Origin of the sequence: Streptomyces solincola (assembly GCF_002982015.1) — a bacterium.
Classification (GTDB): Bacteria; Actinomycetota; Actinomycetes; order Streptomycetales; family Streptomycetaceae; genus Streptomyces; species Streptomyces solincola.
On record NZ_PVLV01000166.1, the window covers coordinates 1 to 22,116 of the forward strand.

Here is a 22,116-nt window from a genome sequence, read left to right on the forward strand (position 1 = left end):
CAACACCAGGGAGCCGCTCATGACCACTCCGCCCACCCGCCGGACCGGCTCGGCCCGCCGCCGGTCGCGCCCGCTCGCCGCGCTGCTGCCCGCGGTCCTGCTCACCGCGGCCCTGACCGTCCCGGCCGCCGGCGCCCCGGCCCCGGCCCCGACTCCGGCCTCGGCCGAGACCTGCGCCCCGCTGGCGCCCGGCGCCTCGGCCCTGGCCGAGGGGGCGGTGGCCGCGGCCTGCCAGGAGGTGGCGGCCGGCACTTGGTACACCTGGGGCGGCGGCCACGGACCGCGGCCGGGTCCGACCTACGGCCAGGTCGACCCGGACGACCCGGCCAGTGCGCACGACCCGGAGCGGCTCGGCTTCGACTGCTCCGGCCTCGTCCGGCACGCCTACGCGCGAGCGGCCGGGGCCGACATCCTGGACGGCGCGGCCGCCGTCCAGCACTACACCCACCGCACCGCCACCCGGTTCACCGCCGCCGACGGACTCGCACCACTGCTCCCCGGCGACCTGCTGGCCTGGGGAACCTCCGCCCGCCTGCACCACATCGCGGTCTACCTCGGGAAGGGGCGGATGGTCGAGGCCCGGCAGTCGGGCACGAGAATCATGGTGTCGGACGTCCGCCTGGGCGGCGACTACTTCGGCGCCGTCCGGATCACCACCGGCCCGGTGGACGGCCGTCTGTTCCGGACCTGGGGGAGCGGGGTGTGGACGAAGGCCCGGCCCGCCCTGGCGGCAGCCAGGGTCTACGCCTTCCCCGGACCGACCACGGTGCGCGTCGCGTGCCAGACGCACGCGGAGCCGGTCACCGCCGAGGGATACACCAACGACGCCTGGTCCTACCTCCCGGACTACCGGGCCTGGGTGACCAACATCTACCTCCAGGGCCCGGCCTGGCTGCCCGACGTGCCCGCCTGCCCCTGACCCGGCGCGGGTTTCCGCCCGCCGCGCGGGGTTACCCAGCAGGGATCCAGTGGATCCGGTGGAAACGGAGCGGCGATGGCCAGCATGAAGGTGTCCGACCACATTCTCCAGCGGCTGCGCGAGTGGGAGGTCGAGCACGTCTTCGCCTACGCCGGCGACGGCATCAACGGCCTGCTCGCCGCCTGGGGTCGAGCCGACGACAAGCCGAAGTTCGTGCAGGCCCGCCACGAGGAGATGGCCGCCTTCGAGGCCGTCGGATACGCCAAGTTCTCCGGCAAGGTGGGGGTGTGCGCCGCCACCTCGGGCCCGGGCGCCATCCACCTGCTCAACGGCCTGTACGACGCCAAGCTCGACCATGTGCCGGTCGTCGCCCTGGTCGGTCAGACCAACCGCAGCGCCATGGGTGGTTCCTACCAACAGGAGGTCGACCTGGCGAGCCTGTTCAAGGACGTGGCCTCGGACTTCTGCGAGACGGCGACCGTCCCCGAGCAACTGCCGAACCTGATCGACCGGGCGATCCGCACCGCCTACGCCCGGCGGTCCGTCACCGCGGTCATCATCCCCGCCGACGTCCAGGAGCTGGACTACACCCCGCCGAAGCACGCCTTCAAGATGGTGCCCTCCAGCATGGGCGTCGGCCGCTACGCGCCGGTCCCGGCGGACGCCGACGTCGAGCGGGCCGCCGAGGTCCTCAACGCCGGCGAGAAGGTCGCGGTGCTCGTCGGACAGGGAGCCCGGGGCGCTCGCGCCGAGGTGGAGCGGGCCGCCGACGTCCTCGGCGCCGGCGTCGCCAAGGCCCTGCTCGGCAAGGACGTCCTCGCCGACGACTTGCCCTACGTCACCGGGGCGATCGGCCTGCTCGGCACCCGGCCCTCATGGGAACTGATGCGGGACTGCGACACCCTGCTGATGATCGGCTCCAGCTTCCCCTACACCCAGTTCATGCCCGAACTGGACCAGGCCCGGGCGGTGCAGATCGACATCGATCCGCACATGATCGGGCTGCGCTACCCCTTCGAGGTCAACCTCGTCGGCGACGCCCGCGAGACGCTCCGGAGGCTGCTGCCCCGGCTGCACCGCAAGCAGGACCGCACCTGGCGGGAGAAGGTCGAGAAGGACGTCGCCCGCTGGTGGGAGGTCATGCAGCGCAGGGCCGCCGTCAGCGCCGACCCGGTCAACCCCGAGTACGTGGTGCACGCCCTGGACGGCCGGCTGCCCGACGACGCGATCATCACCGCCGACTCCGGCTCGGCCGCCAACTGGTACGCGCGACACCTGAGGTTGCGCGGCCGGATGCGGGGCTCGCTGTCCGGCACCCTGGCGACCATGGGGCCGGGCGTGCCCTACGCCATCGGGGCGAAGTTCGCCCATCCCGACCGCCCGGCGATCGCCCTGGTCGGCGACGGCGCGATGCAGATGAACGGCATGATGGAGCTGGTCACCGCCGCCAAGTACCAGCACGAGTGGTCCGACCGGCGGCTGGTGGTCGCCGTCCTGAACAACGGCGACCTCAACCAGGTCACCTGGGAGATGCGGGCGATGTCGGGCGCCCCCCAGTTCGAGCCGTCGCAGGCCATCCCGGACCTGCCGTACGCCGACATCGCGCGGAGCATCGGGCTGGACGGCGTCCGGGTGGAGAAGCCCAAGCACGTGGAGGAGGCCTGGGACCGGGCCCTGGCCGCGGACGGCCCGTTCGTCATCGACTTCCGCACCGACCCGGCGGTGCCGCCGATCCCTCCGCACGCCGAGTGGGAACAGATCGAGGCCGCCGCCGCGGCCGTCCTCCAGGGGGACAGCGACACCCCGTCAGTGCTCAAGCAGGGCATCAAGGCCAAGGTGCAGGAGTTCCTGCCCGGGACCCGCCACCGCCGCGACCGGCCGGGCGCGGGCCCGGACGACAGCGCCCCCGACGGCGGCTGACCCGGCCCCCGGACCGGTCCTTGCGCCCACCGGGGACCGGTCCGGCCGTCCGGAGACGTGCAGGCCGGAGAACCGAGGCCGGGGACGCGAGGCCGAAGACACCTGAGGCCGGAGACGTAAAGGAGCCCCGTGCCCCCGGCCGCCGTTGACACGACGGCCGGGGAGCACGGGGCTCCGTCAGATGTGCTCGGTCAGAAGTAGTGCTTCCGGCCGCCCACGGCGTGACCCACTGCGCCCAGGATCCACAGGACCACCCCGACCACCAGAAGGATGACGCCGATGGTCCACAGGATGCTGATGCCGGCTACGGCACCGATGATGAGCAGGATGAGCCCGAGAATGATCATTTTTCCTCCAGTCACGGACCACGGTTGACCATCGAGTTTCCGCCGAACGACGCCGCAAACCAGTGACATCGCGGTTCGTTGCTCCGGCTCCGTACGGCTGCTACGTTGCGTGACTCCCTGATCGCGCTGTGGAATCGGAGCGTGTCCGTGCAGATCGCCTGCGTCGGCGGTGGGCCCGCCGGCCTCTACCTCTCCATCCTGATGAAACGCCGGGACCCCTCCCGAGAGGTCACCGTCTACGAGCGCTCACCGGCCGGTTCGACCTACGGCTGGGGCGTCACCTACTGGGCCGGGCTGCTCGACCGGCTCCAGCAGGGCGACCCGGACACCGCCCGGGCCATCCGCGACCGCTCGGTACGCTGGAGCGACGGCGTGGCGCACATCCACGGCGGCACCACCGTCCACCACGGAGACGAGGGCTTCGGCATCGGCCGCCACGCCCTGCTGGACATCCTCACCGAGCGGGCGGCCGGCCTCGGCGTCCGCCTGGAGCACCGCCGCGCTGTCACCGACCGGGCGGAGCTGCCCGGCGCGGACCTGGTCGTGGCCTGCGACGGCGTGCACAGCGCGCTGCGCGCCCCGCACGCCGACCACTTCGGCACCACGGTCACCGGCGGCCGCAACCGGTACCTCTGGCTCGGCACCACCCGGGTCTTCGACGCGTTCACCTTCGCCTTCGTGCCCACCGCGCACGGCTGGATCTGGTGCTACGCCTACCGCTACGACGCGGACCGCAGCACCTGCGTGGTCGAGTGCTCCCCGGCCACCTGGACGGGCCTGGGGCTCGACTGCGCCGGCCCCGCCGAGTGCCTCGCCCTGCTGGAGGGGCTCTTCGCCCACGTCCTGGACGGGCACCCGCTGACCAGCCGCCCCGACGGCGACCGCGGCGACGCCCGCTGGCTCACCTTCCGCACCGTCACCAACCGCCGCTGGCACCACGGCAACCTGGTCCTGATGGGCGACGCGGCCCACACCACCCACTACTCGATCGGCGCGGGCACCACTCTCGCCCTGGAGGACGCCCTCACCCTCGCCGACGCCCTGGAGGACGACGGCCCGCTGGAGACGGCGCTCGAACGCTACGGCCGGCAGCGCCGCTCGGCCCTGGTGCCGGCGCAGAGCGCCGCACGGCACAGCGCCCGCTGGTACGAGGAGCTGCCGCGGTACACCGCGCTTCCGCCGCAGGAGATGTTCGCCCTGCTGGGACAGCGCCACTCACCGCTGCTCCCGTATCTCCCGCCCCGGCTCTATCACCGCCTGGACCGAGCCGCCGGCAGGCTGGGCCCGCTGCGCGCTCTCAAGCGGCGGCTCGGCCCGCTGCTGGCGCGCACCCTGCACCCTCGGTAGTCACCGGTCGGCCAAGACGCCGCCGGGTCCTCGAGCCGGCGGCCTCACCACGGCAGGAAGAGGTGGATCTCCTTGCCGTCGTCTCCCGGCACCACGCTGACCTCGTCGGCCAGGGCGTGGATCAGGTGCCAGCCGATGCCGCCGCCCTTGGACGGGTGATAGCGGCGCGGTTCCGGGGGGTCGGGGTTGGTGTCCGCGACCACCACGTGGACGCCGTCGAAGGTCCGGCGCAGCGACAGCACGAACGGGCCCGGCGCGTACTGGATGGCGTTGGCCGCCAGCTCGCTCACCGCCAGCAGTATGTCGTCGCGGTGCTCGGCGGAGACGGGCGGTTCTCCGAGGGCGAGGGTGCCCAGGAACCCCGCCGCGGCCAGCCGGGCGGCGGTCACGTCTCCCAGGTCTCCCGCGAAGGGCACCGTGACGCCGTCGGCAGCCTCTGAGAGGGGGTCGCCCCACAGGGGGTCGCTGGACATGTCGCCTTCCTGTCCGTCGGCATCTCTTGCGCTGTCCCTGCCGACTTCCCCCCGTTCGGTGAGCGATGCATCGTGCATGGTTGTGCACGCACGGTGACGGCCTGGGCGGTGGCGCACCGGCCGACGGGCAGGTGTTCCGATGGAGAGTCAAGCAGGCGCCGTGTCCTTGGAGTTGCCCATCCGAAAGGCCCTCCAACCGGGAAACGCGCCGGGCGTCCCGGTGCGGACGGGGCGGCACGGGCCCAGGGGCGCGGGCGGGCGGCCGCCGAAAGGGTGCGGGCCCGGCGCGGTCGTGTGACGCTGGCGCCGGGAACGGCTCCGCCCCGGGTGGGCTCCGCTTTCCCGCGCAGCCCGCGAGCACGACCCCGACCCCAGGTACCGGGCATGACCCTGACCCTGACCCCGACCCCGTACACCGAGCGCGAGCACGACCGGAGGCAGCCGTGAACCAGCTGGGAGACAAGCCGGAGGAGATCCGCCGGCACCTGTCCGAGGAGAAGCGGAAGGGGCGGCGTCCGGAGCATGACCGGGCCGCCGACGAACAGCGGGACGACGCGCCCGCCGCCGGCCGCCCGCGGCGCCCGGAGGCCGCCCGCCCCCAGGAGCGCCGCCGCGCCGGAGACACCCCGTCCGGAGACATCTCCACCGGGGACACCACCGCCGGGTGACCCGGCACCGGGCGCGGGCTGCCGGAGCGCGCCCGCGCCCGGGCACGCTCCGGGAGACCGGGCGCAGCGCAAGCCGGGGCGCGGACCGTCAGCCCTTGAGGGCCGCCGAGACCACGCCCTGGGCCTCCTCCTGGACCCGTGCCAGGTGCTCGGGGCCCTGGAAGGACTCGGCGTAGACCTTGTAGACGTCCTCGGTGCCGGAGGGTCGGGCCGCGAACCAGGCGCTCTCCGTCACCACCTTGATGCCGCCGATCGGCGCGCCGTTTCCGGGGGCCTCGCTCAGCACGGCGTCGATCGGCTCCCCGGCCAGCGTGTCCGCGGTCACCTGGGCGGGGGAGAGGCGGCCGAGGGCGGCCTTCTCCTCGCGGGTGGCGGGCGCGTCGACCCGGGCGTACGCGGGGTCGCCGAAGCGCCCGACCAGCTCCGCGTAGTGCTCGCTCGGCGTCCGACCGGTGACCGCGAGGATCTCCGAGGCCAGCAGCGCCAGCAGGATGCCGTCCTTATCCGTGGTCCACACCGAGCCGTCCCGGCGCAGGAACGACGCCCCGGCCGACTCCTCGCCGCCGAAGCCGATGGTTCCGCCCGCGAGCCCGTCCACGAACCACTTGAACCCGACCGGCACCTCGACCAGCTCCCGGCCCAGGTCCGCGGCGACACGGTCGATCATCCCGGACGACACCAGCGTCTTGCCCACCCCCGCCCCGGCCGGCCACCGCTCGCGGTGCCGGAACAGGTAGCCGATGGCGACCGCCAGGTAGTGGTTGGGGTTCATCAGGCCGCCGTCCGGGGTGACGATCCCGTGCCGGTCGGCGTCCGCGTCGTTGCCGGTGGAGACGGCGAACCGGTCGCGGCCCTCGATCAGCGAGGCCATCGCGTACGGCGACGAGCAGTCCATCCGGATCCTGCCGTCCCAGTCCAGCGTCATGAACCGCCAGGTCGGGTCGGTGTGCGGGTTGACCACGGTCAGGTCGAGCCGGTGCTGCTCCGCGATCCGGCCCCAGTAGGCGACCGAGGCGCCGCCCAGCGGGTCCGCGCCGATGCGCAGCCCGGCCTCCCGCACCGCGTCCAGGTCCAGCACCGAGGGCAGGTCGGCCGTGTACGCGCCCAGGAAGTCGTACCGCCCGGTCGTCTCCGCGGCCAGCGCGCGGGACAGCGGGATGCGGCGCACCTCCGTCAGTCCGCCCGCGATGATCTCGTTGGCGCGCTCCTGGATCCATCCGGTGGCGTCCGAGCCGGCCGGTCCGCCGCTGGGCGGGTTGTACTTGAAGCCGCCGTCGCCCGGCGGGTTGTGCGAGGGCGTGACCACCACGCCGTCCGCGAGGCCCGTGGAGCGCCCCCGGTTGTACGTCAGGATGGCCAGCGACACGGCGGGCGTGGGGACGTAGCCGTCGGCCTCGTCGACCAGCACCCGCACCCCGTTGCCCGCGAACACCTCCACCGCCGTCGCCCGGGCCGGCTCGGACAGCGCGTGGGTGTCCGCCCCCAGGAACAGCGGCCCGTCGGTGCCCTGCCGGGCCCGGTACTCGCAGATCGCCTGGCTGGTCGCCAGGATGTGGTCCTCGTTGAACGCCGCCGCGAGCGAGGAGCCGCGGTGGCCGGAGGTGCCGAAGGCGACCCGCTGGGCTGGATCGGCCGGGTCGGGGTGCACGGTGTAGTAGGCGGTCACCAGCTTCGCCACGTCCACCAGGTCCTCGGGCCGGGTCGGCCGGCCGGCGCGCTCGTTCGGCATGTGTCGTCCACTCCTCGGTGTCAGTCGGTCGGCGGTGCCGGGCGGGCGACCCCGCCCCCAGGGCCATGATCGCCCGTGCCCGGCGTCCCGTCCCGCCGTGCGCTCGCACGGGACCACACCGACCCTGCCCCTCCCGGCGGCCCGCACCCCCGCCCGGCCCTGGATTTCCGTCACATCCCGCGCACCGCCCCCTTCCCCGGACGGGGTAGACGGGCGGGCATGGCAGAGATCGCGATCGGCACGTGTTCCTGGACGGACCCCGAACTGGTGCGCAGCGGCTGGTACCCGCCCGGCCGCCGGGACGCCGAGGGGCGGCTGCGCCACTACGCCGGACGGTTTCCCGTGGTCGAGGTGGACGCCGCCTACTACGGGCTCCCGCAGTTGCGCAACAGCGAGCGCTGGGCCGAACGCACCCCGCCCGGCTTCCGGTTCGACGTCAAGGCCTTCTCGCTGCTCACCGGGCACCCGACGCCGGCCGGCGCGCTGCCGCGCGACCTGCGGCCGCTCTACGCCCGGGTGCGCGGCCGGGGCGGCGGGCGCGAGAGCGCCCTGACCGCCCCCGGTCCGCGGCAGGAACTCCTGGACGAGGTGTGGCGCCGGTTCGCCGCGGCGCTGCGCCCGCTGCGGGAGACCGGCCGGATCGGCTCCGTGCTGTTGCAGTTCCCGCCCTGGTTCGTCCCGGGCCCGCAAGCCCGCGCCGCCCTGGAGGGCGCCAGGAAACGCACCGCCGACTGGCCGGTCTCCGTGGAGTTCCGCCACCCCGACTGGTGGGCGGCCGACCAGCGGTCCGGCACCGCGGCGCTGCTGCGCGACCTGGACGCGGCGGCCGTCGCCGTGGACACCGCCCAGGGGTTGCCCACCTCGCTGCCGCCCGTCGCCCCGGTCACCGCCCGGCACGCGGTGGTCCGTTTCCACGGCCGCAGCCCGGCCTGGGGCTCCGGCGGCAAGGAGGACGCCTACCGCCACGTGTACACGCGGGCCGAACTGGCCGAGTGGCTGCCGAGGCTGCGCGCCCTGGCCGAGCGCGCCGAGCGGGTCCATGTGCTGTTCAACAACTGCTGCGCGGACGCCTCGGTGCGGGCCGCCGAGACCATGCGGCAGTTGCTCGACGGCGAGGAGACCGGGGTGGAGGCCGGGGAGAAGACCGGCGAGGAGGCCGGCGAGGAGGCCGGCGAGACGGCCGCAGAGGCAGCCGGCCCGGCGACCGACCGGTGAGCACGCATCGGCTCGGGCAGTGGGGGTAGACGCACGGCAGACGGAACCTCAGGAGGTGCCATGGCCGGCGTGATCAACAGGATCAAGCAGTTCGCGCGCAGTCCGCAGGGGCAGCGGGCCATCGCGTCCGCGCGGCGCGCCGCCGCCGACCCCCGCAAGCGGGCCCAGGCCCGCACCCTGCTCGGCCGGCTGCGCCGCCGCTGACCGGCGCCCCGCACCGGAACCGGGCCGGAGAGGCCGGGCCACCCCTCCCGCCCGCCTCCCTCATGAGCCGGGGCCGCCCGCCGCGTGCGGGCGGCCCCGGCTCGACCGTCGCCGGCCGCCCGCGTCAGCGCGTCACGGGTGGTCAGGCGGGTACCGGCACCGGCTCCCTGCGCACCGTGATGGCGTTCAGCCGGATGGTGAAATGCGCCGTGTCGCCGAGGGCCAGGGCCCGTACCGCGTCCGGACCGAGCCCCACCGAGACGTTCACGCAGAACGCGATCGCCAGCAGGGCCGCCGGGCCACCGGCGTCTCCCGCGGCCTCGGCTCCGCCCCGGTCCTCGTCCAGGGCGAACAGCAGGTCGTAGTAGTAGCTGGTGCGGTCCGGCTCCTCCTCGTAGAACGACAGATGGGTGCCCCGCTCCCCGGCCAGACCGGTGAAGACGTCCGCCAGCGCCGCCTCGGCCCGCTCCCAGAACAACGCGTCGCCGCCCTGGCCCTCAGGCAGCGACTGCCGCACCGCCTCGCGCAGCGACAGCACCATCACGTTCACCGGGGCGGTCTCCTGAAGCCCCCAGCCACGCACGATCTTCACGGTGGTGGCGCCGGGGATGGCAGCCGCCGCCCGGCTGATCTCACCGAAGTCGAAGTCGACCGTCGCCGGGGCGATCGCGTGCTGGAAGTGCGCCTCGACCTCCCGGGCCGCCTCCGCCGCCAAGTACCCGACCGCGAACACCGGCCGGAAGGTGGACTTCTCGGCGTTCGGCTCGGCGGTTGACCCGGCGGCGGCGCTCACATCGGCCATGACTGCTCCTCACATCGCAAGTGATCGCGCCCGGCGGTCAGTATGCCGCCCCGCCGGACCGCGCCCGCACCCGCCCGCCGCCGCCCCGCGCCCAGACGGTCCCCCGGACGGCCGCGCCCGGCGGGCGCCCCGGTAGCGGACACGGTCCCATGGGGGAGTGACCGCGCCCCCCGACGACTGCCTCGCGCGCAACGACTGGCTGTGCGGCGCCTACCTCTCCAGCCGGAGCGAGATCCTGCTGGACGCCTCCCTCCAGCACCTGCGGCTCACCTTCGTCTCGGTGCTCATCGCCCTCGTCCTCGCCCTGCCGCTCGCGCTCGCCGCCCGCCGCTGGCGCCGGGCGAGCGGAACGATCCTGGGCGTCACCACGATCCTGTACACCATCCCCTCGCTTGCGATGTTCTCCCTGCTGCTGCCGGTGTACGGGCTCTCCGCCGCCCTGGTCGTCGCCGGGCTGGTGCTCTACTCGCTGACGCTGCTGGTCCGCAACATCCTGGCCGGGCTGCGGGACGTCCCCGAGGACGCCCGGCAGGCCGCCCGCGGCCTGGGCTACGGCCCCCTGCGCACCCTGCTCACCGTGGAACTGCCGCTGTCCCTGCCGGCCGCCTTCGCCGGACTGCGCATCGCCACCGTCTCCGCCGTCTCCCTGGTCACCATCGGGGCGATCGTGGGCTTCGGTGGGCTGGGCAACCTCATCTACGCCGGGATGAACACCTACTTCAAGGCGCAGGTCCTCACCGCCTCGGTGCTGTGCGTGGTCATCGCCGTCGCCGCCGACCTGGTGCTGCTACTGGCGCAGCGGCTGCTCACGCCCTGGACCAAGGCGACCAAGGGGGCCGGATGACCACCCTGTCCGCCGCCTGGGAGTGGCTCGCCGACCCCGCGCACTGGTCCGGCCCGGACGGCGTCACCCACCGTCTCCAGCAGCACCTCTACCTCACCGCCGTCTGCCTGGCCATCGCCTGCGCCGTCGCCCTGCCCGTCGCCCTGGTGCTGGGCCACCTCGGCCGCGGCGGGGCGCTGGCGGTCAACCTCTCCAACGTCGGACGGGCCGTCCCCACCTTCGCCGTCCTGGTCCTCCTGCTGCTCAGCCCCGTCGGCACCTGGGGGAGCTGGCCCACCGTCATCGCGCTGGTGCTGTTCGCGATCCCGCCGGTGCTCACCAACGCGTACACCGCGATGCGCGGCGTGGACCGGGACGTGGTCCGGGCCGGCCGGGGCATGGGCATGACGGGAAGCCAGTTGCTGGCCCGGGTGGAACTGCCGCTCGCCCTGCCGCTGATCCTCACCGGGGTGCGGATCGCCGCCGTGCAGCTCGTCGCCACCGCCACCATCGCCGCCCTGGCCGGCGGCGGGGGACTGGGCCGGATCATCACGGCGGGCTTCAACCTGGCGTCCACCCCGCAGGTCGTCGCCGGCGCGGTGCTGGTCGCCGTGCTCGCCCTGGTGGTGGAGGCGCTCTTCGTGCTCGCGGTCCGCCCGGCGACCCGCACCGCCCGCAGCGGCAGCACCGGATGAGCGGCCGCCACCGCCCGTACCGGACGGGCCCGGTCACCGGCCGGCGCCGCCGGCGGGCCGCCGGGCTGCTCATCGCGGTCCTGCTGCCGGCCGGGTGCGCCACCGGGCCCTCGCTGGAGGACCAGGGCGAGATCACCGGACCACCGGGGGACAGCCGGGAACTGACCATCGGCTCGGCCGGATTCACCGAGAGCGACCTGCTCGCCCGGATGTACGGGCTGCTGCTCGACCAGGCCGGCTACCGCACCCGCATCCTGTCCGTCACCAACCGCGAGATCTACGAACCGGCCCTGGAGTCCGGCCGGATCGACATCGTCCCCGAGTACGCGGCCACCTTCGCCGACTGGCTCAACGCCAAGGCCAACGGCCCCGACGCGCCAGCCGTCGGCTCACCCGACCTGGCCGCCACCATGAAGGAGCTGCGCGCCCTGGCCGCACCCAGGGGCCTCACCGTCCTCGACCCCGGAGAGGCCGTCGACCAGAACGCCTTCGCCGTCACCGCCGCCTACGCCCGCGAGCACCGGCTGAAGACCCTCAGCGACCTCGGCCGGGCGAAGCTGCCGGTCAGGCTGGCGGCCGGCGACGAGTGCGTCTCCCGCCCGTACTGCGCCCCCGGGCTGCGCGAGGTGTACGGCATCGACGTCACCGGCGTCGACCCCAAGGGCGTCGGCACCACCCAGGCCAAGCAGGCGGTGCAGCGCGGCCAGGACCAGATGGCGCTGACCACCACCACCGACGCCACCCTGGACGAGTTCGACCTGGTGCTGCTCGCCGACGACAAGCGCCTGCAGAACGCCGACTACATCGTGCCCGTCGCCAACCGGGCCCGGGCCGGCTCCCCGTGCGTCGCCCGGGCGCTGGCCCGCCTCGGCCCCGTCCTGACCACCGCCGACCTGGCGAACCTCAACGAGCAGGTGGACAGTTGGCGCCGGCTGCCCGAGGACGTGGCCAGGAACTTCCTCCGGTCCGAGGGCCTGCTGCGCTGAGCGACCCCCCCCGCCGGTCCTCAGGCGTCCGCCACCGAGTCGAAGGAGACCTCGCCCCGGCCCACTCCCCGGGCGTCGGCGTCCACCGAGCGGCGCAGTGCCTCGTGCAGCTTCGACGGGGTCAGCACCCCGAGGAAACGCGACCCGTCCAGCACCGCCACCCAGCCCGCGTCGTGCTGGAGCATCTCGCCGAACGCCTGCTTCAGCGGCGCGCCCACCGGCACCCACGCCTCCATGCGCCGGGCCAGGTCCCCCACCACGCCCTCCCCGCCGGCCCGGGCCAGATCATCGGCGGACACCCAGCCGCGCAGGTCGCCGTCCTCGCCCAGCACCACCGCCCAGCGGGCGTCCTCCTCGCGCAGCCGCCGCGAGGCCACCGCGGTCGGCTCGGCGGGCCGCGCCACCGGCGGCTCCTCCAGGTCGTCCGGCTCGATCGCGGTCACCGACAGCCGCTTCAGCCCCCGGTCCGCGCCCACGAACCGCGCCACCGCCGCCGTCGCCGGGGCGCCCAGCACCGCGGCCGGGGTGTCGAACTGCTCGATGTGCCCCTGCCCGTACACCGCCATCCGGTCGCCCATCCGCACCGCCTCCTCGATGTCATGGGTGACCAGCAGCACCGTCTTGCGCACGGTCGCCTGGAGGTGCAGGAACTCGCTCTGAAGACGTTCGCGCACCACCGGGTCGACCGCGCCGAACGGCTCGTCCATCAACAGCACCGGCGGATCAGCCGCCAGCGCCCGGGCCACCCCGACCCGCTGGCGCTGCCCGCCGGACAACTGCGCCGGATAGCGCCTGCCGTAGACACCCGGGTCGAGCCCCACCAGCTCCAGCAGCTCGGCGGCCCGCTCACGGGCCCGGGCCTTCTTCCAGCCCAGCAGCACCGGCACGGTCGCGGTGTTGTCCAGCACCGTGCGGTGCGGAAACAGCCCGGTCTGCTGGATCACGTACCCGATCCGCCGGCGCAGCTTCACCGGGTCGGTCTGCGCCACGTCCTCACCCCCCACCAGCACCCGGCCCGAGGTCGGCTCGGTGAGCCGGTTGACCATCAACATGGTGGTCGTCTTGCCGCAGCCCGACGGGCCGACCAGGGTCACCAGCTCGCCCTCGGCCACCTCGAAGGACAGGTCGTCGACGGCGGTGGTGCCGTCCGGATAGACCTTGGCAACCTGCTCGAAGCGGATCATGGCACCACGCTAGGAGCCGCCCGCCGCTCCCGCACACGCTCCACCCCCGACCGTGGCAACGCTTGGGACCGACCGTGGAAACGCCCCGGGCGGGCCGCGCACGCGCTCGTATCCTTCGGCCATGGACGATCTTGCGAAGGAACCGGAGAACGCGGGCCGCCGGCTGGAGCCGATGCCGGAGGACTGGACGCGGGCGCTCGCCGTGGTGGCCCACCCCGACGACCTGGAGTACGGCTGCGCCGCCGCCGTCGCCGCCTGGACCGACGCCGGCCGCGAAGTCGCCTACGTCCTCGCCACCCGCGGCGAGGCCGGCATCGACGGCATCGGCCCCGATCAGTGCGGCCCGCTGCGGGAACGCGAGCAGCGGGCGAGCGCGGCCGCGGTGGGCGTCTCCACGGTCGACTTCCTCGACCACCGGGACGGCGTGATCGAGTACGGGACCGGGCTGCGCCGGGACATCGCCGCGGCCATCCGCCGCCACCGCCCCGAGCTGGTGATCACCCTCAACTTCCGGGACACCTGGGGCGGCACGGTGTGGAACACCCCCGACCACGTCGCCGTCGGCCGGGCCACCCTGGACGCGGCCGGCGACGCGGGCAACCGCTGGATCTTCCCCGAGCTGACCGCGCAGGGCCTGGAGCCCTGGGACGGGGTCCGCTGGGTCGCGGTCGCCGGCTCGGACCGGCCCAGCCACGCCGTGGACGCCGCCCCCGGCCTGGAGCGGGCGGTGGCCTCGCTGCTCGAGCACCGCGCCTACATCGAGGGGCTGACCGACCAGGACCCCGAGGAGTACGCCCGGGCCTTCGTCACCTCCGCCGCCTCGGCCGCGGCTCCCCGCTTCGACGGCCGCCCCGCGGTCGCCTTCGAGCTGTTCCCCCGCTGACGCGGCCTTCCCCGGCCCGGGCACGCGGGCCGGGGGAGACCTCACCGGGCCGCCGCGTACGCCCGCAGCCGCTCCGCGCGGTCGGTCAGGCAGCAGCTCGCGCAGCGCACCGCCTCGGCGCTGGTGTGGAAGAGGCAGCAGGTACGGCGCAGGTACACCAGCCGCTCCCGCCCGTCCCCGGCCCCGCGCACCCGGGCCGTCTCGCCGAGCGCGGCCAGGCCGCCGGGAGCGTCCCGCACCAGCCGTCGCCAGCGCCGCTCCAGCAGGCCCGCCTCGGCGTCCGAGGCGCACAGCGCGGTGGCGCAGCCGTGCGCCACCCCGCCCCGCAACTGCCGCAGTCCGGCCCGGGTGCGGCGGTGCAGCGCCTCGGCCACCGGCAGCAGATGGCCCGTCAGCACCACCCGGTGCAGCAGCGCCACCGAGGGCTCGCCGGCCTCGGGCGGCAGCAGCCGGGCCTCGCGCACCCGCACCCCGGCGATGCCGTGCGCGCCCGGCCGCACCAGTACGTTGCCGGCCCGCAGGTCCGGAACCTCGTCGGTGAGCGCCCAGTGCAGCACCGCGGCGGCGGTGACCCAGCCCGCGTACACCGCCATCAGGGTGAGCGCCGCGGCGTGCCCGGTGCGGTGGCCGCTGCTCGTCCGCTCGGCCTCCAGCAGCACGCCCAGCTCGCGGCTCGCCGGGTCGGCGAGCCGGTCGGCGGCCAGCCAGCCGTCCGCCTCGGCCGCCGGCGGGACGCCGACCGCCACCCGCCAGCGCGGCCCGCGCTCCACCGGCGACCAGCGACCGCCGGTCACGGCAGGGGGAGGTAGACCACGAGCGGGAGGCCCGTCACCGGGTGCGGCTCGACACGCGCCGGCACCCCGTAGACCTCCGCCAGCAGACCGGGCGTCACCACCTCGTGCGGCGTGCCGCTCGCCACCACCCGGCCGCCGTCCAGCACCACCAGCCTGTCGCAGTAGGCCGACGCCAGGTTGAGGTCGTGCAGCACCAGCAGCGCGGTGACGCCGAGCCCGCGCACCAGCGACAGGATATCCAACTGGTGGCGCACGTCGAGGTGGTTGGTGGGCTCGTCCAGCGCCAGCAGCCCGGGCTCCTGCACGAGCGCCCGGGCCACCATCACCCGCTGCCGCTCGCCGCCGGACAGCTCCGCGAACGACCGGCCGGCCAGCTCGCCCGCCCCCACCTCGGCCAGCGCCCGCTCCACCCGGCGCAGGTCCTCCGGGCCGTCCTGCTCCCAGAACCGCTTGTGCGGCCCGCGGCCCATCGCCGCCACCTCCCGCACGGTCAGCCCGGCCGCGACGCCCGCGTCCTGGGCCACCACCGCGATCCGCCGGGCCCGCCGGCGTACCGACATCGCCGCCGCGTCCGCCCCGTCCAGCTCCATCCGGCCCGCGCTCGGCGTCAGCGTGCCGTACACGCAGCGCAGGAACGTCGTCTTGCCGCTGCCGTTCGGCCCGACCAGGCCCACCGTCTCGCCCGGTGCGGCGGACACGTCCACGCCGTGCAGGATGGTGCGCCCGTCCACCGCGTACGCCACGCCGGTGGCGGTCAGCGCCACCGCCCCGGCCCGCTCCCCGAGGGTTGCCACCGTCATGCGATCTCCTCCGTCCGGCGCGAGCGGCGCAGCAGCCACAGGAAGAACGGGCCGCCGACCAGCGCGGTGACCACACCCACCGGGATCTCCTCGGGCGCGGCGGCGGTCCGCGCCACCAGGTCGGCCACCAGCAGGAACACCGCCCCGCCCAGCGCCGCCACCGGCAGCAGGCGCCGGTGCGCCGCGCCGACCACCATCCGGGCCGCGTGCGGCACCATCAGTCCCACGAACCCGATCGCCCCGCTGTAGGCCACCAGCACGCCGACCACCAGGGACACCAGCACGAACGCCCAGGCCCGGAAGCGTCCCGGGGCGAGTCCCAGAGTGTGCGCGCCCTCCTCGCCGGCCAGCAGCAGGTCCAGCGGCCGGGCCAGCACCAGCAGCACCAGCACGCCCGCGCCCAGCACCAGCGCGGGCACCGCCAGTTCGTCCCAGCGGGCGCCGCCCAGGCCGCCGAGGGTCCAGAACATCACCTGCCGCACATGCTCGGCGTCGGCGGCCACCACCAGCACCAGGCTGGTGAACGCCTGCAGCACGTACTGCACGGCCACTCCGGCCAGCACCAGCCGCCCGGTGGTCATCGACCCGCCGCGGCGGGCCATCGCGTACACCGTGACCAGCGCCGCCATCGAGCCGGCGAACGCCGCCGCGGGCAGCGCCACCGCGCCCAGCAGCCCCGCACCCGCGCCCAGCACGATCACCAGCACCGCGCCCGCGGACGCCCCGGAGGAGGCGCCCAGCAGGAAGGGATCGGCCAGCGGGTTGCGCACCAGCGCCTGGAGCACCGTGCCGGTGAGCGCGAGCCCCGCGCCGACCAGCACGGCGAGCAGCACCCGGGGCATCCGCACGTCCCACACGATGGAGGCGTACGCGCCCGGCCGCTCACCGCTCAGCACGATGTCCAGCACCTCGCCGGGCGGGATGCGCACCGGTCCCAGGGCCAGTCCGGCGACGGCCGCCGCGACCAGGGCGACGGCCAGCACGGTCAGGGCGAGCGGCAGCCTGGCGGCCGCCGGGACGGACGCCTTGCGCGCCCGGGACGCGGTCGCCGGGGCGGTCACCGCGCGTCGGGGTGGATCTGGCGGGCCAGCGCGTCCGCCGCCTCGCCGACCCGCACGCCGAGCACCGCGGAGGACAGCGGCAGCACCGCGAACCGGCGGTTCTTCACGGCCGGCACGTCCTTGAGGGCGGGGTCCGTCAGCAGGTGCCGCTTCTTCTGCTCGACGGTGGTGCCGCCGTAGTCGTAGATGACGACGACGTCCGGCTTGCGCTCGACGACCTGCTCCCAGGAGACGTCGGCGAAGGGCTTCCTCACGTCGGCGAACACGTTGCGCCCGCCGGCCAGCGTGATCAGCTCGTTGCCGATGCCCTGGCCGCCGGCGGTGAAGGCGCTGGCCTCGCCGGAGTCGTAGACGAACACCTTCAGCGGCTCGGTCCCCGCCAGCCTGGTGCGGACCGCCTCGACCTGCTTCTCCTCCTCGGCTATCAACTTCGCGCCGCGCTCGGGCACCCCGAAGGTGCGGGCCAGCTCGGTGATCTCGGTGCGCAACTGGGCCATGCCGACGGGGCGGTCGGCACAGGACTCGGTGTTCAGCCGGGTCTTGACGCCGGCCTTCTCCAGGCCGGCCCGGTCGCGGCCCTCCGCCTTGTCGAAGGCGCTGTCGTAGCCGCCGTAGACGAAGTCCGGGTCCGCGCCGAGCAGCACCTCCTTGGCGGGGTACTCCTTGGCCAGCACCTTCACCTGGTCGTAGTCCTGCTTGTACGCGGGGAGCACCGCGTCGTCCAGATAGGCGGAGCCGGCCATCCTGTCCTTCAGCCCGAGGGCGAGGAGCAGTTCGGTGGCGTGCTGGTTGAGGGCGACGGCCCGCCGCGGCGGCGCGTCGAAGACCGTCTTCACCCCGCAGTTGGCAACGGTGTACGGGAAACCCGCCGCGTGCTCGGCGGGCGCGGCGTCGTCGCCGTCGTCCGTGCCGCCGCCGCAGGCGGCCAGCGGGAGCAGCAGGGCTGCGGCGGTGAGTGCGCGCAGGGCGGCGCGGGATCGGGCCATGGCCGTGGATCGCCTCTCCGGGGATGTCCTCGTCCCCAAAGTCGCAGGTGAGCAGGCGGCGCGGCAGTGTCTGACTGCGGCTCCCGTCGCGGCGGGGGCCGTTCACAGTGGCGGGACCGTACCGGATTCGCACCGGCTTCCTGGCCCGCGCGGCCTGGATGATCGGCCACAGTGTCTCAGACCCGGTACGCCGGGCCCGCCCGGCCCCCCGCCCCGGGCGGACGAGGCCGCTTCCCCTCGACCAAGCGACCGCTTAGTATGCGGACGAGTACGGTCCACCCGCCCCACGGAGGCCCCGATGCAGGCATGGCGAGTACACCGCAACGGCGAACCGGCCGAGGTGATGGCCAGGGAGGAAGTGGACCGGCCCGAACCGGGACCGGGCCAGGTCCTCCTGCGCGTCCGCGCCGCCAACCTCAACTTCCCCGACGCGCTGCTCTGCCGGGGCCACTACCAGGTGCGCCCTCCCATGCCGTTCACCCCCGGCGTCGAGGTGTGCGCGCAGACCCCCGACGGCCGCCGGGTGATCGCCAGCCCCGCCCTGCCCCACGGCGGACTCGCCGAGTACGCCGTCGCCGACGAGGCCGAGGTGCTGCCCGCGCCCGAGGCCCTCGACGACGCCGAGGCCGCCGCACTGCTCGTCGGCTACCAGACCGGCTGGTTCGCCCTGCACCGCCGGGCCGCGCTGAAGGAGGGCGAGACCCTGCTGGTGCACGCCGCCGCCGGCGGGGTCGGCAGCGCCGCCGTCCAGCTCGGCAAGGCCGCCGGCGCCCGGGTCGTCGGCGTGGCCGGCGGCCCGGACAAGGCCGAGACCGCCCGCCTCCTCGGCTGCGACGTGGTGATCGACCGGCGCAGTGAGGACGTGGTCGCCGCCGTCAAGGAGGCCACCGGCGGGCGCGGGGCCGACGTGGTCTTCGACCCGGTGGGCGGCGCCGCCTACACCCAGTCCGCCAAGTGCGTGGCCTTCGAGGGCCGGATCGTGGTGGTCGGCTTCGCCAGCGGCGACATCCCGGCGCCCGCCCTCAACCACGCCCTGGTCAAGAACTACTCCGTGCTCGGCCTGCACTGGGGCCTGTACCGCCGGCACGACCCGGCGGCCGTCCGGCACTGCCATGACATCCTCACCGAGTACGCCGCCAAGGGCCTGATCCGGCCACTGGTCAGCGAACGCGTGCCGTTCGCCGAGGCCGCCGGCGCCGTCCAGCGGCTCGCCGCCGGCGCCACCACCGGCCGGCTGGTCGTCCTCCCCGAGGAGGCCGCCGTATGAGCGCCACCGCCGAGGAAGTGCGCAACCGGACCCAGGAGTTGCTGGCCGCCCATCCGCCGGCCGCCACCTCCCCGGCCGACTTCCTGCGCGCCCGGTTCGACGCCGGCCTCGCCTGGGTGCACTACCCGGCCGGGCTCGGCGGCCTGGACGCACCCCGCGCCCTCCAGCCGGTCGTGGACGCCGAACTGGCCGCCGCCGGCGCGCCCGACAACGACCCGCGCCGCATCGGCATCGGCCTCGGCATGGCCGCGCCGACCATCCTCGCCCACGGTACCGAGGAGCAGCAGCGCCGTTTCCTGCGGCCGCTGTGGACCGGCGAGGAGGTCTGGTGCCAGTTGTTCAGCGAGCCCGGCGCCGGCTCCGATCTCGCCGCGCTCGCCACCCGCGCCACCCGCGAAGGCGACACGTGGACGGTCACCGGGCAGAAGGTGTGGACCTCCAGCGCCCACGTCGCCCGCTGGGCCATCCTGGTCGCCCGCACCGACCCCGAGGCGCCCAAGCACCGGGGCCTGACCTACTTCCTGTGCGACATGACCGACCCGGGCGTGGAGGTCCGGCCGCTGCGCCAGATCACCGGCGAGGCCGAGTTCAACGAGGTGTTCCTGGACGGCGTCCGCATCCCCGACGCGCACCGCCTCGGCGCGGTCGGCGACGGCTGGCGGGTCGCCCAGGCCACCCTCATGAACGAACGCGTCTCCATCGGCGGCGGCCGGCTGCCCCGCGAGGGCGGCATGATCGGCAAGGCGGCCGCCACCTGGCGCGACCGCCCCGGACTGCGGACCGCCGAACTCCACCAGCGGCTCCTGGACCTCTGGGTGGAGGCCGAGGTGGCCCGGCTCACCGGCGAACGGCTCCGCCAGCAGCTCGCCGCCGGCCGCCCCGGCCCCGAGGGCAGCGGCGCGAAACTCGTCTTCGCCCGCCTCAACCAGCAGATCAGCGCACTGGAGACGGAACTCCTCGGCGACGACGGCCTGCTGTACGAGGACTGGACCCTGCGCCGCCCCGAGCACGTGGACTTCACCGGCCGCGACGCCGGCTACCGCTACCTGCGCGCCAAGGGCAACTCCATCGAGGGCGGCACCAGCGAGGTGCTGCTCAACATCGTCGCCGAGCGCGTCCTCGGCCTGCCCGCCGAGCCCCGCACCGACAAGGACGTCCCGTGGAAGGACCTCGCGCGATGACCGACCACCCGAAGCCGACGACCGGCCCCGACGCCGTGGCCGACCAGGACGCAGCGGCCCACCCGGCCGCCGAGGTCCGCCCGGCCGCCGTGACGGACCCGGAGCCGACGACCGGCGCCGACCCGGCGTACGGCGCGCAGCCGTCGCCCGACCTCGACCTCCTGTACACGCGGGACGAGGAGGACCTGCGCGCCGCCGTGCGGTCGCTGCTCGCCGACCGCGCCGACCCGGCCGCGCTGCCCGCCCGCGTCGAACAGGCCGGCGGCCACGACCCCGAGCTGTGGTGGGCCCTCGCCGCCGGCATCGGCGCCGCCGGGCTGCTCGTCCCCGAGAAGCTCGGCGGCCAGGGCGCCAGCCACCGGGAGGCCGCCGTCGTCCTGGAGGAGCTGGGCCGCACCGTCGCCCCACTGCCGTACCTCACCAGCTCCGTCATCGCCACCGAGACGCTGCTCGCCGCCGGCCCGGCCGCCGAGGGGCTGCTCGGCAAACTGGCCGCGGGGGAGCGGACCGCCGTCCTGCTCACCCCGCTGTCCACCGCCCCCGGAGACCCGCCGCCCCCGCCCGGCCCGGTGACCGCCGTCGCCGACGCGGCCCTCGCCGACGTCCTGCTGGTGCTCCGCCCCGACGGGTTGTACGCGGTCGACGCCGCCGACGCCGCCATCAGCCCGCTCACCGCCCTCGACCTCACCCGCCCGCTGGCCGCCGTCGAGACGCCCGCGCGGGCCGGCACCCGGATCGCGGACGCGGACGCGGGATCCGCCGCCTGGAAACGCGGACTGCTCGTGGGCGCCGCCCTGCTCGCCTCCGAGCAACTCGGCGTCGCCGAATGGTGCCTGGAGCAGACCGTCCGGCACACCGCGACCCGGCACCAGTTCAACCGGCCCATCGGCTCCTTCCAGGCACTCAAGCACCGGATGGCGCAGCTCTGGCTGGAGGCCGCCGGGGCCAGGGCCGCCGCCCGCGCCGCCGCCGACGCCCTCGCCACCCGCAGCCCGGACGCGCCGCTGCTCGCCGCCGTCGCCCAGATCCACTGCTCGCGGACGGCCGTACACGCCGCCGAGGAGTGCGTCCAGTTGCACGGCGGCCTCGGCATGACCTGGGAGCACCCGGCGCACCTGTTCCTCAAGCGCGCCAAGGCCGACCAGACCGCCCTCGGCTCGCCCGGCCGCCACAAGGAGACCGTCGCCCGGCTCGCCGGACTGCCCGCGCCGGCCTGACCCGCCGCCGGACGCCGGGGAGGCCGCGCATCCGACGCCTCCCCGGCGTCCGGCACGCCCGCCCGGCCCGCCGCCGGGCGCCGCTACCGGCCGATGACGCCCCCGTAGACCACACCGGTCGCCACCACTGCCACCGCCGCGAGCCGCACCCACCGGTCCGCCACGAAGAGCGCCGCCGCGACCGCGTACGGCACCCCGGTCAACGCCACCCGGACGTCGGCGCTGCCCAGGTCGACGCCCGCAAGATACGCGCCCGCGCCGGCCGGCACGCCCAGCGTGCCGAGCAGCAACACCGCGACCGCCCAGCCGAACCGGCCGCGTGCCGTGCCGCACAGCGGCACCAGGCTCCGCGCCGGTGTGCCCGCCAGGACCAGCACGCCCACGGTCAGCGGCACGCCCACGGCGGCCGTCGCCAGCGCCGCCCCGGCTCCACCGCCCCAGCCCGCCAGGAACACCGCGATGCCGACCGCGGGCGCCGCGCCGGTCATCGTCGCCCAGGTCAGCAGGAGATGCAGGGCCGTCAGCGCCGCTCTGTCCGTCGTCATGCCCGCACCCTGCCCGCCCGCACCCGGCCGGCCATGAGTCCTCCTACTCACCCGGCGCTCCGCTTTCCGC

General features: G+C 75.1%; 23 protein-coding genes and 1 riboswitch. Of the genes, 13 read left to right on the forward strand and 10 right to left on the reverse strand.

The features are described from left to right. Window positions 1-19: 19 nt before the first annotated feature. Both C6N75_RS12765 and C6N75_RS12770 read left to right on the forward strand, forming a co-directional pair. Window positions 20-919 carry an NlpC/P60 family protein gene (locus C6N75_RS12765; RefSeq protein ID WP_105869021.1) on the forward strand — a complete coding sequence of 300 codons (900 nt, stop codon included), beginning with the start codon at window positions 20-22 and terminating at the stop codon, window positions 917-919. Window positions 920-1,003: 84 nt separating this feature from the next. Continuing rightward, complete coding sequence (locus C6N75_RS12770) at window positions 1,004-2,839, forward strand: thiamine pyrophosphate-requiring protein (protein ID WP_105869022.1); 1,836 nt, start codon at window positions 1,004-1,006, stop codon at window positions 2,837-2,839. Window positions 2,840-3,030: 191 nt separating this feature from the next. On the opposite strand, the gene C6N75_RS30660 is transcribed toward C6N75_RS12770, so the two are convergent. Beyond that, the gene (locus tag C6N75_RS30660; RefSeq protein ID WP_181160456.1) at window positions 3,031-3,186 is read right to left on the reverse strand and encodes a DUF6131 family protein; all 156 of its coding nucleotides are present in this window, start codon (window positions 3,184-3,186) and stop codon (window positions 3,031-3,033) included. Window positions 3,187-3,333: 147 nt separating this feature from the next. Between C6N75_RS30660 and C6N75_RS12775 the strand changes: the two genes are divergently transcribed. Continuing rightward, window positions 3,334-4,533, forward strand: coding sequence for an FAD-dependent monooxygenase (locus tag C6N75_RS12775; protein ID WP_105869023.1), 1,200 nt, complete (start codon window positions 3,334-3,336; stop codon window positions 4,531-4,533). Between the two features lie 44 nt (window positions 4,534-4,577). Here the strand turns inward: C6N75_RS12775 and C6N75_RS12780 are convergent, their stop codons facing one another. After that, a complete protein-coding gene (locus C6N75_RS12780) occupies window positions 4,578-5,006 on the reverse strand; it encodes an ATP-binding protein (RefSeq protein ID WP_105868999.1) in 429 nt (142 codons plus the stop codon). 443 nt (window positions 5,007-5,449) lie between these two features. On the opposite strand from C6N75_RS12780, the gene C6N75_RS12785 reads away from it, so the two are divergent. Then, window positions 5,450-5,674, forward strand: a complete 225-nt coding sequence (locus C6N75_RS12785; RefSeq protein ID WP_105869000.1) for a hypothetical protein — start codon at window positions 5,450-5,452, stop codon at window positions 5,672-5,674. 88 nt (window positions 5,675-5,762) lie between these two features. Here the strand turns inward: C6N75_RS12785 and pgm are convergent, their stop codons facing one another. Continuing rightward, window positions 5,763-7,403 carry a phosphoglucomutase (alpha-D-glucose-1,6-bisphosphate-dependent) gene (pgm, locus tag C6N75_RS12790; protein ID WP_105869001.1) on the reverse strand — a complete coding sequence of 547 codons (1,641 nt, stop codon included), beginning with the start codon at window positions 7,401-7,403 and terminating at the stop codon, window positions 5,763-5,765. Between the two features lie 219 nt (window positions 7,404-7,622). Between pgm and C6N75_RS12795 the strand changes: the two genes are divergently transcribed. Both C6N75_RS12795 and C6N75_RS30665 read left to right on the forward strand, forming a co-directional pair. Continuing rightward, complete coding sequence (locus C6N75_RS12795) at window positions 7,623-8,618, forward strand: DUF72 domain-containing protein (RefSeq protein WP_105869002.1); 996 nt, start codon at window positions 7,623-7,625, stop codon at window positions 8,616-8,618. 60 nt (window positions 8,619-8,678) lie between these two features. Then, entirely contained in the window at window positions 8,679-8,822 is a 144-nt protein-coding gene (locus tag C6N75_RS30665; RefSeq protein ID WP_181160457.1) for a hypothetical protein, read from the forward strand. Between the two features lie 142 nt (window positions 8,823-8,964). Here the strand turns inward: C6N75_RS30665 and C6N75_RS12800 are convergent, their stop codons facing one another. Beyond that, a complete protein-coding gene (locus C6N75_RS12800; protein ID WP_105869003.1) occupies window positions 8,965-9,624 on the reverse strand; it encodes a Type-2Aa cytolytic delta-endotoxin in 660 nt (219 codons plus the stop codon). Window positions 9,625-9,781: 157 nt separating this feature from the next. On the opposite strand from C6N75_RS12800, the gene C6N75_RS12805 reads away from it, so the two are divergent. Genes C6N75_RS12805 through C6N75_RS12815 form a run of 3 tightly spaced genes read left to right on the forward strand, consistent with a single transcriptional unit; the run spans window position 9,782 to window position 12,128 of the window. After that, window positions 9,782-10,468 (forward strand): ABC transporter permease, encoded by a 687-nt coding sequence (locus C6N75_RS12805; RefSeq protein ID WP_105869004.1) that lies wholly within the window; start codon window positions 9,782-9,784, stop codon window positions 10,466-10,468. Then, window positions 10,465-11,142, forward strand: coding sequence for an ABC transporter permease (locus C6N75_RS12810; protein WP_105869005.1), 678 nt, complete (start codon window positions 10,465-10,467; stop codon window positions 11,140-11,142). The genes C6N75_RS12805 and C6N75_RS12810 overlap by 4 nt, the downstream gene beginning before the upstream one ends. Continuing rightward, the gene (locus tag C6N75_RS12815) at window positions 11,139-12,128 is read left to right on the forward strand and encodes an ABC transporter substrate-binding protein (protein ID WP_105869006.1); all 990 of its coding nucleotides are present in this window, start codon (window positions 11,139-11,141) and stop codon (window positions 12,126-12,128) included. Before C6N75_RS12810 ends, C6N75_RS12815 begins: the two co-directional genes overlap by 4 nt. Before the next feature lie 20 nt (window positions 12,129-12,148). On the opposite strand, the gene C6N75_RS12820 is transcribed toward C6N75_RS12815, so the two are convergent. Next, a complete protein-coding gene (locus C6N75_RS12820) occupies window positions 12,149-13,312 on the reverse strand; it encodes an ATP-binding cassette domain-containing protein (RefSeq protein WP_105869007.1) in 1,164 nt (387 codons plus the stop codon). Window positions 13,313-13,433: 121 nt separating this feature from the next. Here C6N75_RS12820 and C6N75_RS12825 point away from each other — a divergent pair, with 121 nt between their 5' ends. Beyond that, complete coding sequence (locus C6N75_RS12825) at window positions 13,434-14,195, forward strand: PIG-L deacetylase family protein (protein ID WP_105869008.1); 762 nt, start codon at window positions 13,434-13,436, stop codon at window positions 14,193-14,195. Between the two features lie 41 nt (window positions 14,196-14,236). Here the strand turns inward: C6N75_RS12825 and C6N75_RS12830 are convergent, their stop codons facing one another. From C6N75_RS12830 to C6N75_RS12845, 4 genes are read right to left on the reverse strand one after another with little or no spacing between them, the layout of a single operon-like run. Beyond that, window positions 14,237-14,989: a (2Fe-2S)-binding protein gene (locus C6N75_RS12830; RefSeq protein WP_105869009.1), complete on the reverse strand. Its 753-nt coding sequence runs from the start codon at window positions 14,987-14,989 to the stop codon at window positions 14,237-14,239. Continuing rightward, on the reverse strand, window positions 14,986-15,789 hold the full coding sequence (locus tag C6N75_RS12835; RefSeq protein ID WP_105869010.1) for an ABC transporter ATP-binding protein: 804 nt from the start codon (window positions 15,787-15,789) through the stop codon (window positions 14,986-14,988). Before C6N75_RS12835 ends, C6N75_RS12830 begins: the two co-directional genes overlap by 4 nt. Further along, complete coding sequence (locus tag C6N75_RS12840; protein ID WP_105869011.1) at window positions 15,786-16,850, reverse strand: FecCD family ABC transporter permease; 1,065 nt, start codon at window positions 16,848-16,850, stop codon at window positions 15,786-15,788. The genes C6N75_RS12835 and C6N75_RS12840 overlap by 4 nt, the downstream gene beginning before the upstream one ends. After that, window positions 16,847-17,836, reverse strand: coding sequence for an ABC transporter substrate-binding protein (locus C6N75_RS12845; RefSeq protein WP_105869012.1), 990 nt, complete (start codon window positions 17,834-17,836; stop codon window positions 16,847-16,849). Before C6N75_RS12845 ends, C6N75_RS12840 begins: the two co-directional genes overlap by 4 nt. 44 nt (window positions 17,837-17,880) lie before the next feature. Continuing rightward, a riboswitch (cobalamin riboswitch) is annotated at window positions 17,881-18,002 on the reverse strand. Window positions 18,003-18,134: 132 nt separating this feature from the next. Here C6N75_RS12845 and C6N75_RS12850 point away from each other — a divergent pair. The 3 genes from C6N75_RS12850 to C6N75_RS12860 are packed head-to-tail and all read left to right on the forward strand — an operon-like array spanning window position 18,135 to window position 21,501. After that, window positions 18,135-19,103 carry an NADPH:quinone oxidoreductase family protein gene (locus tag C6N75_RS12850; protein ID WP_105869013.1) on the forward strand — a complete coding sequence of 323 codons (969 nt, stop codon included), beginning with the start codon at window positions 18,135-18,137 and terminating at the stop codon, window positions 19,101-19,103. Then, window positions 19,100-20,284 (forward strand): acyl-CoA dehydrogenase family protein, encoded by a 1,185-nt coding sequence (locus C6N75_RS12855; RefSeq protein ID WP_105869014.1) that lies wholly within the window; start codon window positions 19,100-19,102, stop codon window positions 20,282-20,284. Before C6N75_RS12850 ends, C6N75_RS12855 begins: the two co-directional genes overlap by 4 nt. Beyond that, on the forward strand, window positions 20,281-21,501 hold the full coding sequence (locus C6N75_RS12860; protein WP_105869015.1) for an acyl-CoA dehydrogenase family protein: 1,221 nt from the start codon (window positions 20,281-20,283) through the stop codon (window positions 21,499-21,501). The genes C6N75_RS12855 and C6N75_RS12860 overlap by 4 nt, the downstream gene beginning before the upstream one ends. An 83-nt stretch (window positions 21,502-21,584) precedes the next feature. On the opposite strand, the gene C6N75_RS12865 is transcribed toward C6N75_RS12860, so the two are convergent. Next, entirely contained in the window at window positions 21,585-22,046 is a 462-nt protein-coding gene (locus tag C6N75_RS12865; RefSeq protein WP_105869016.1) for a hypothetical protein, read from the reverse strand. Window positions 22,047-22,116 lie beyond the last annotated feature (70 nt).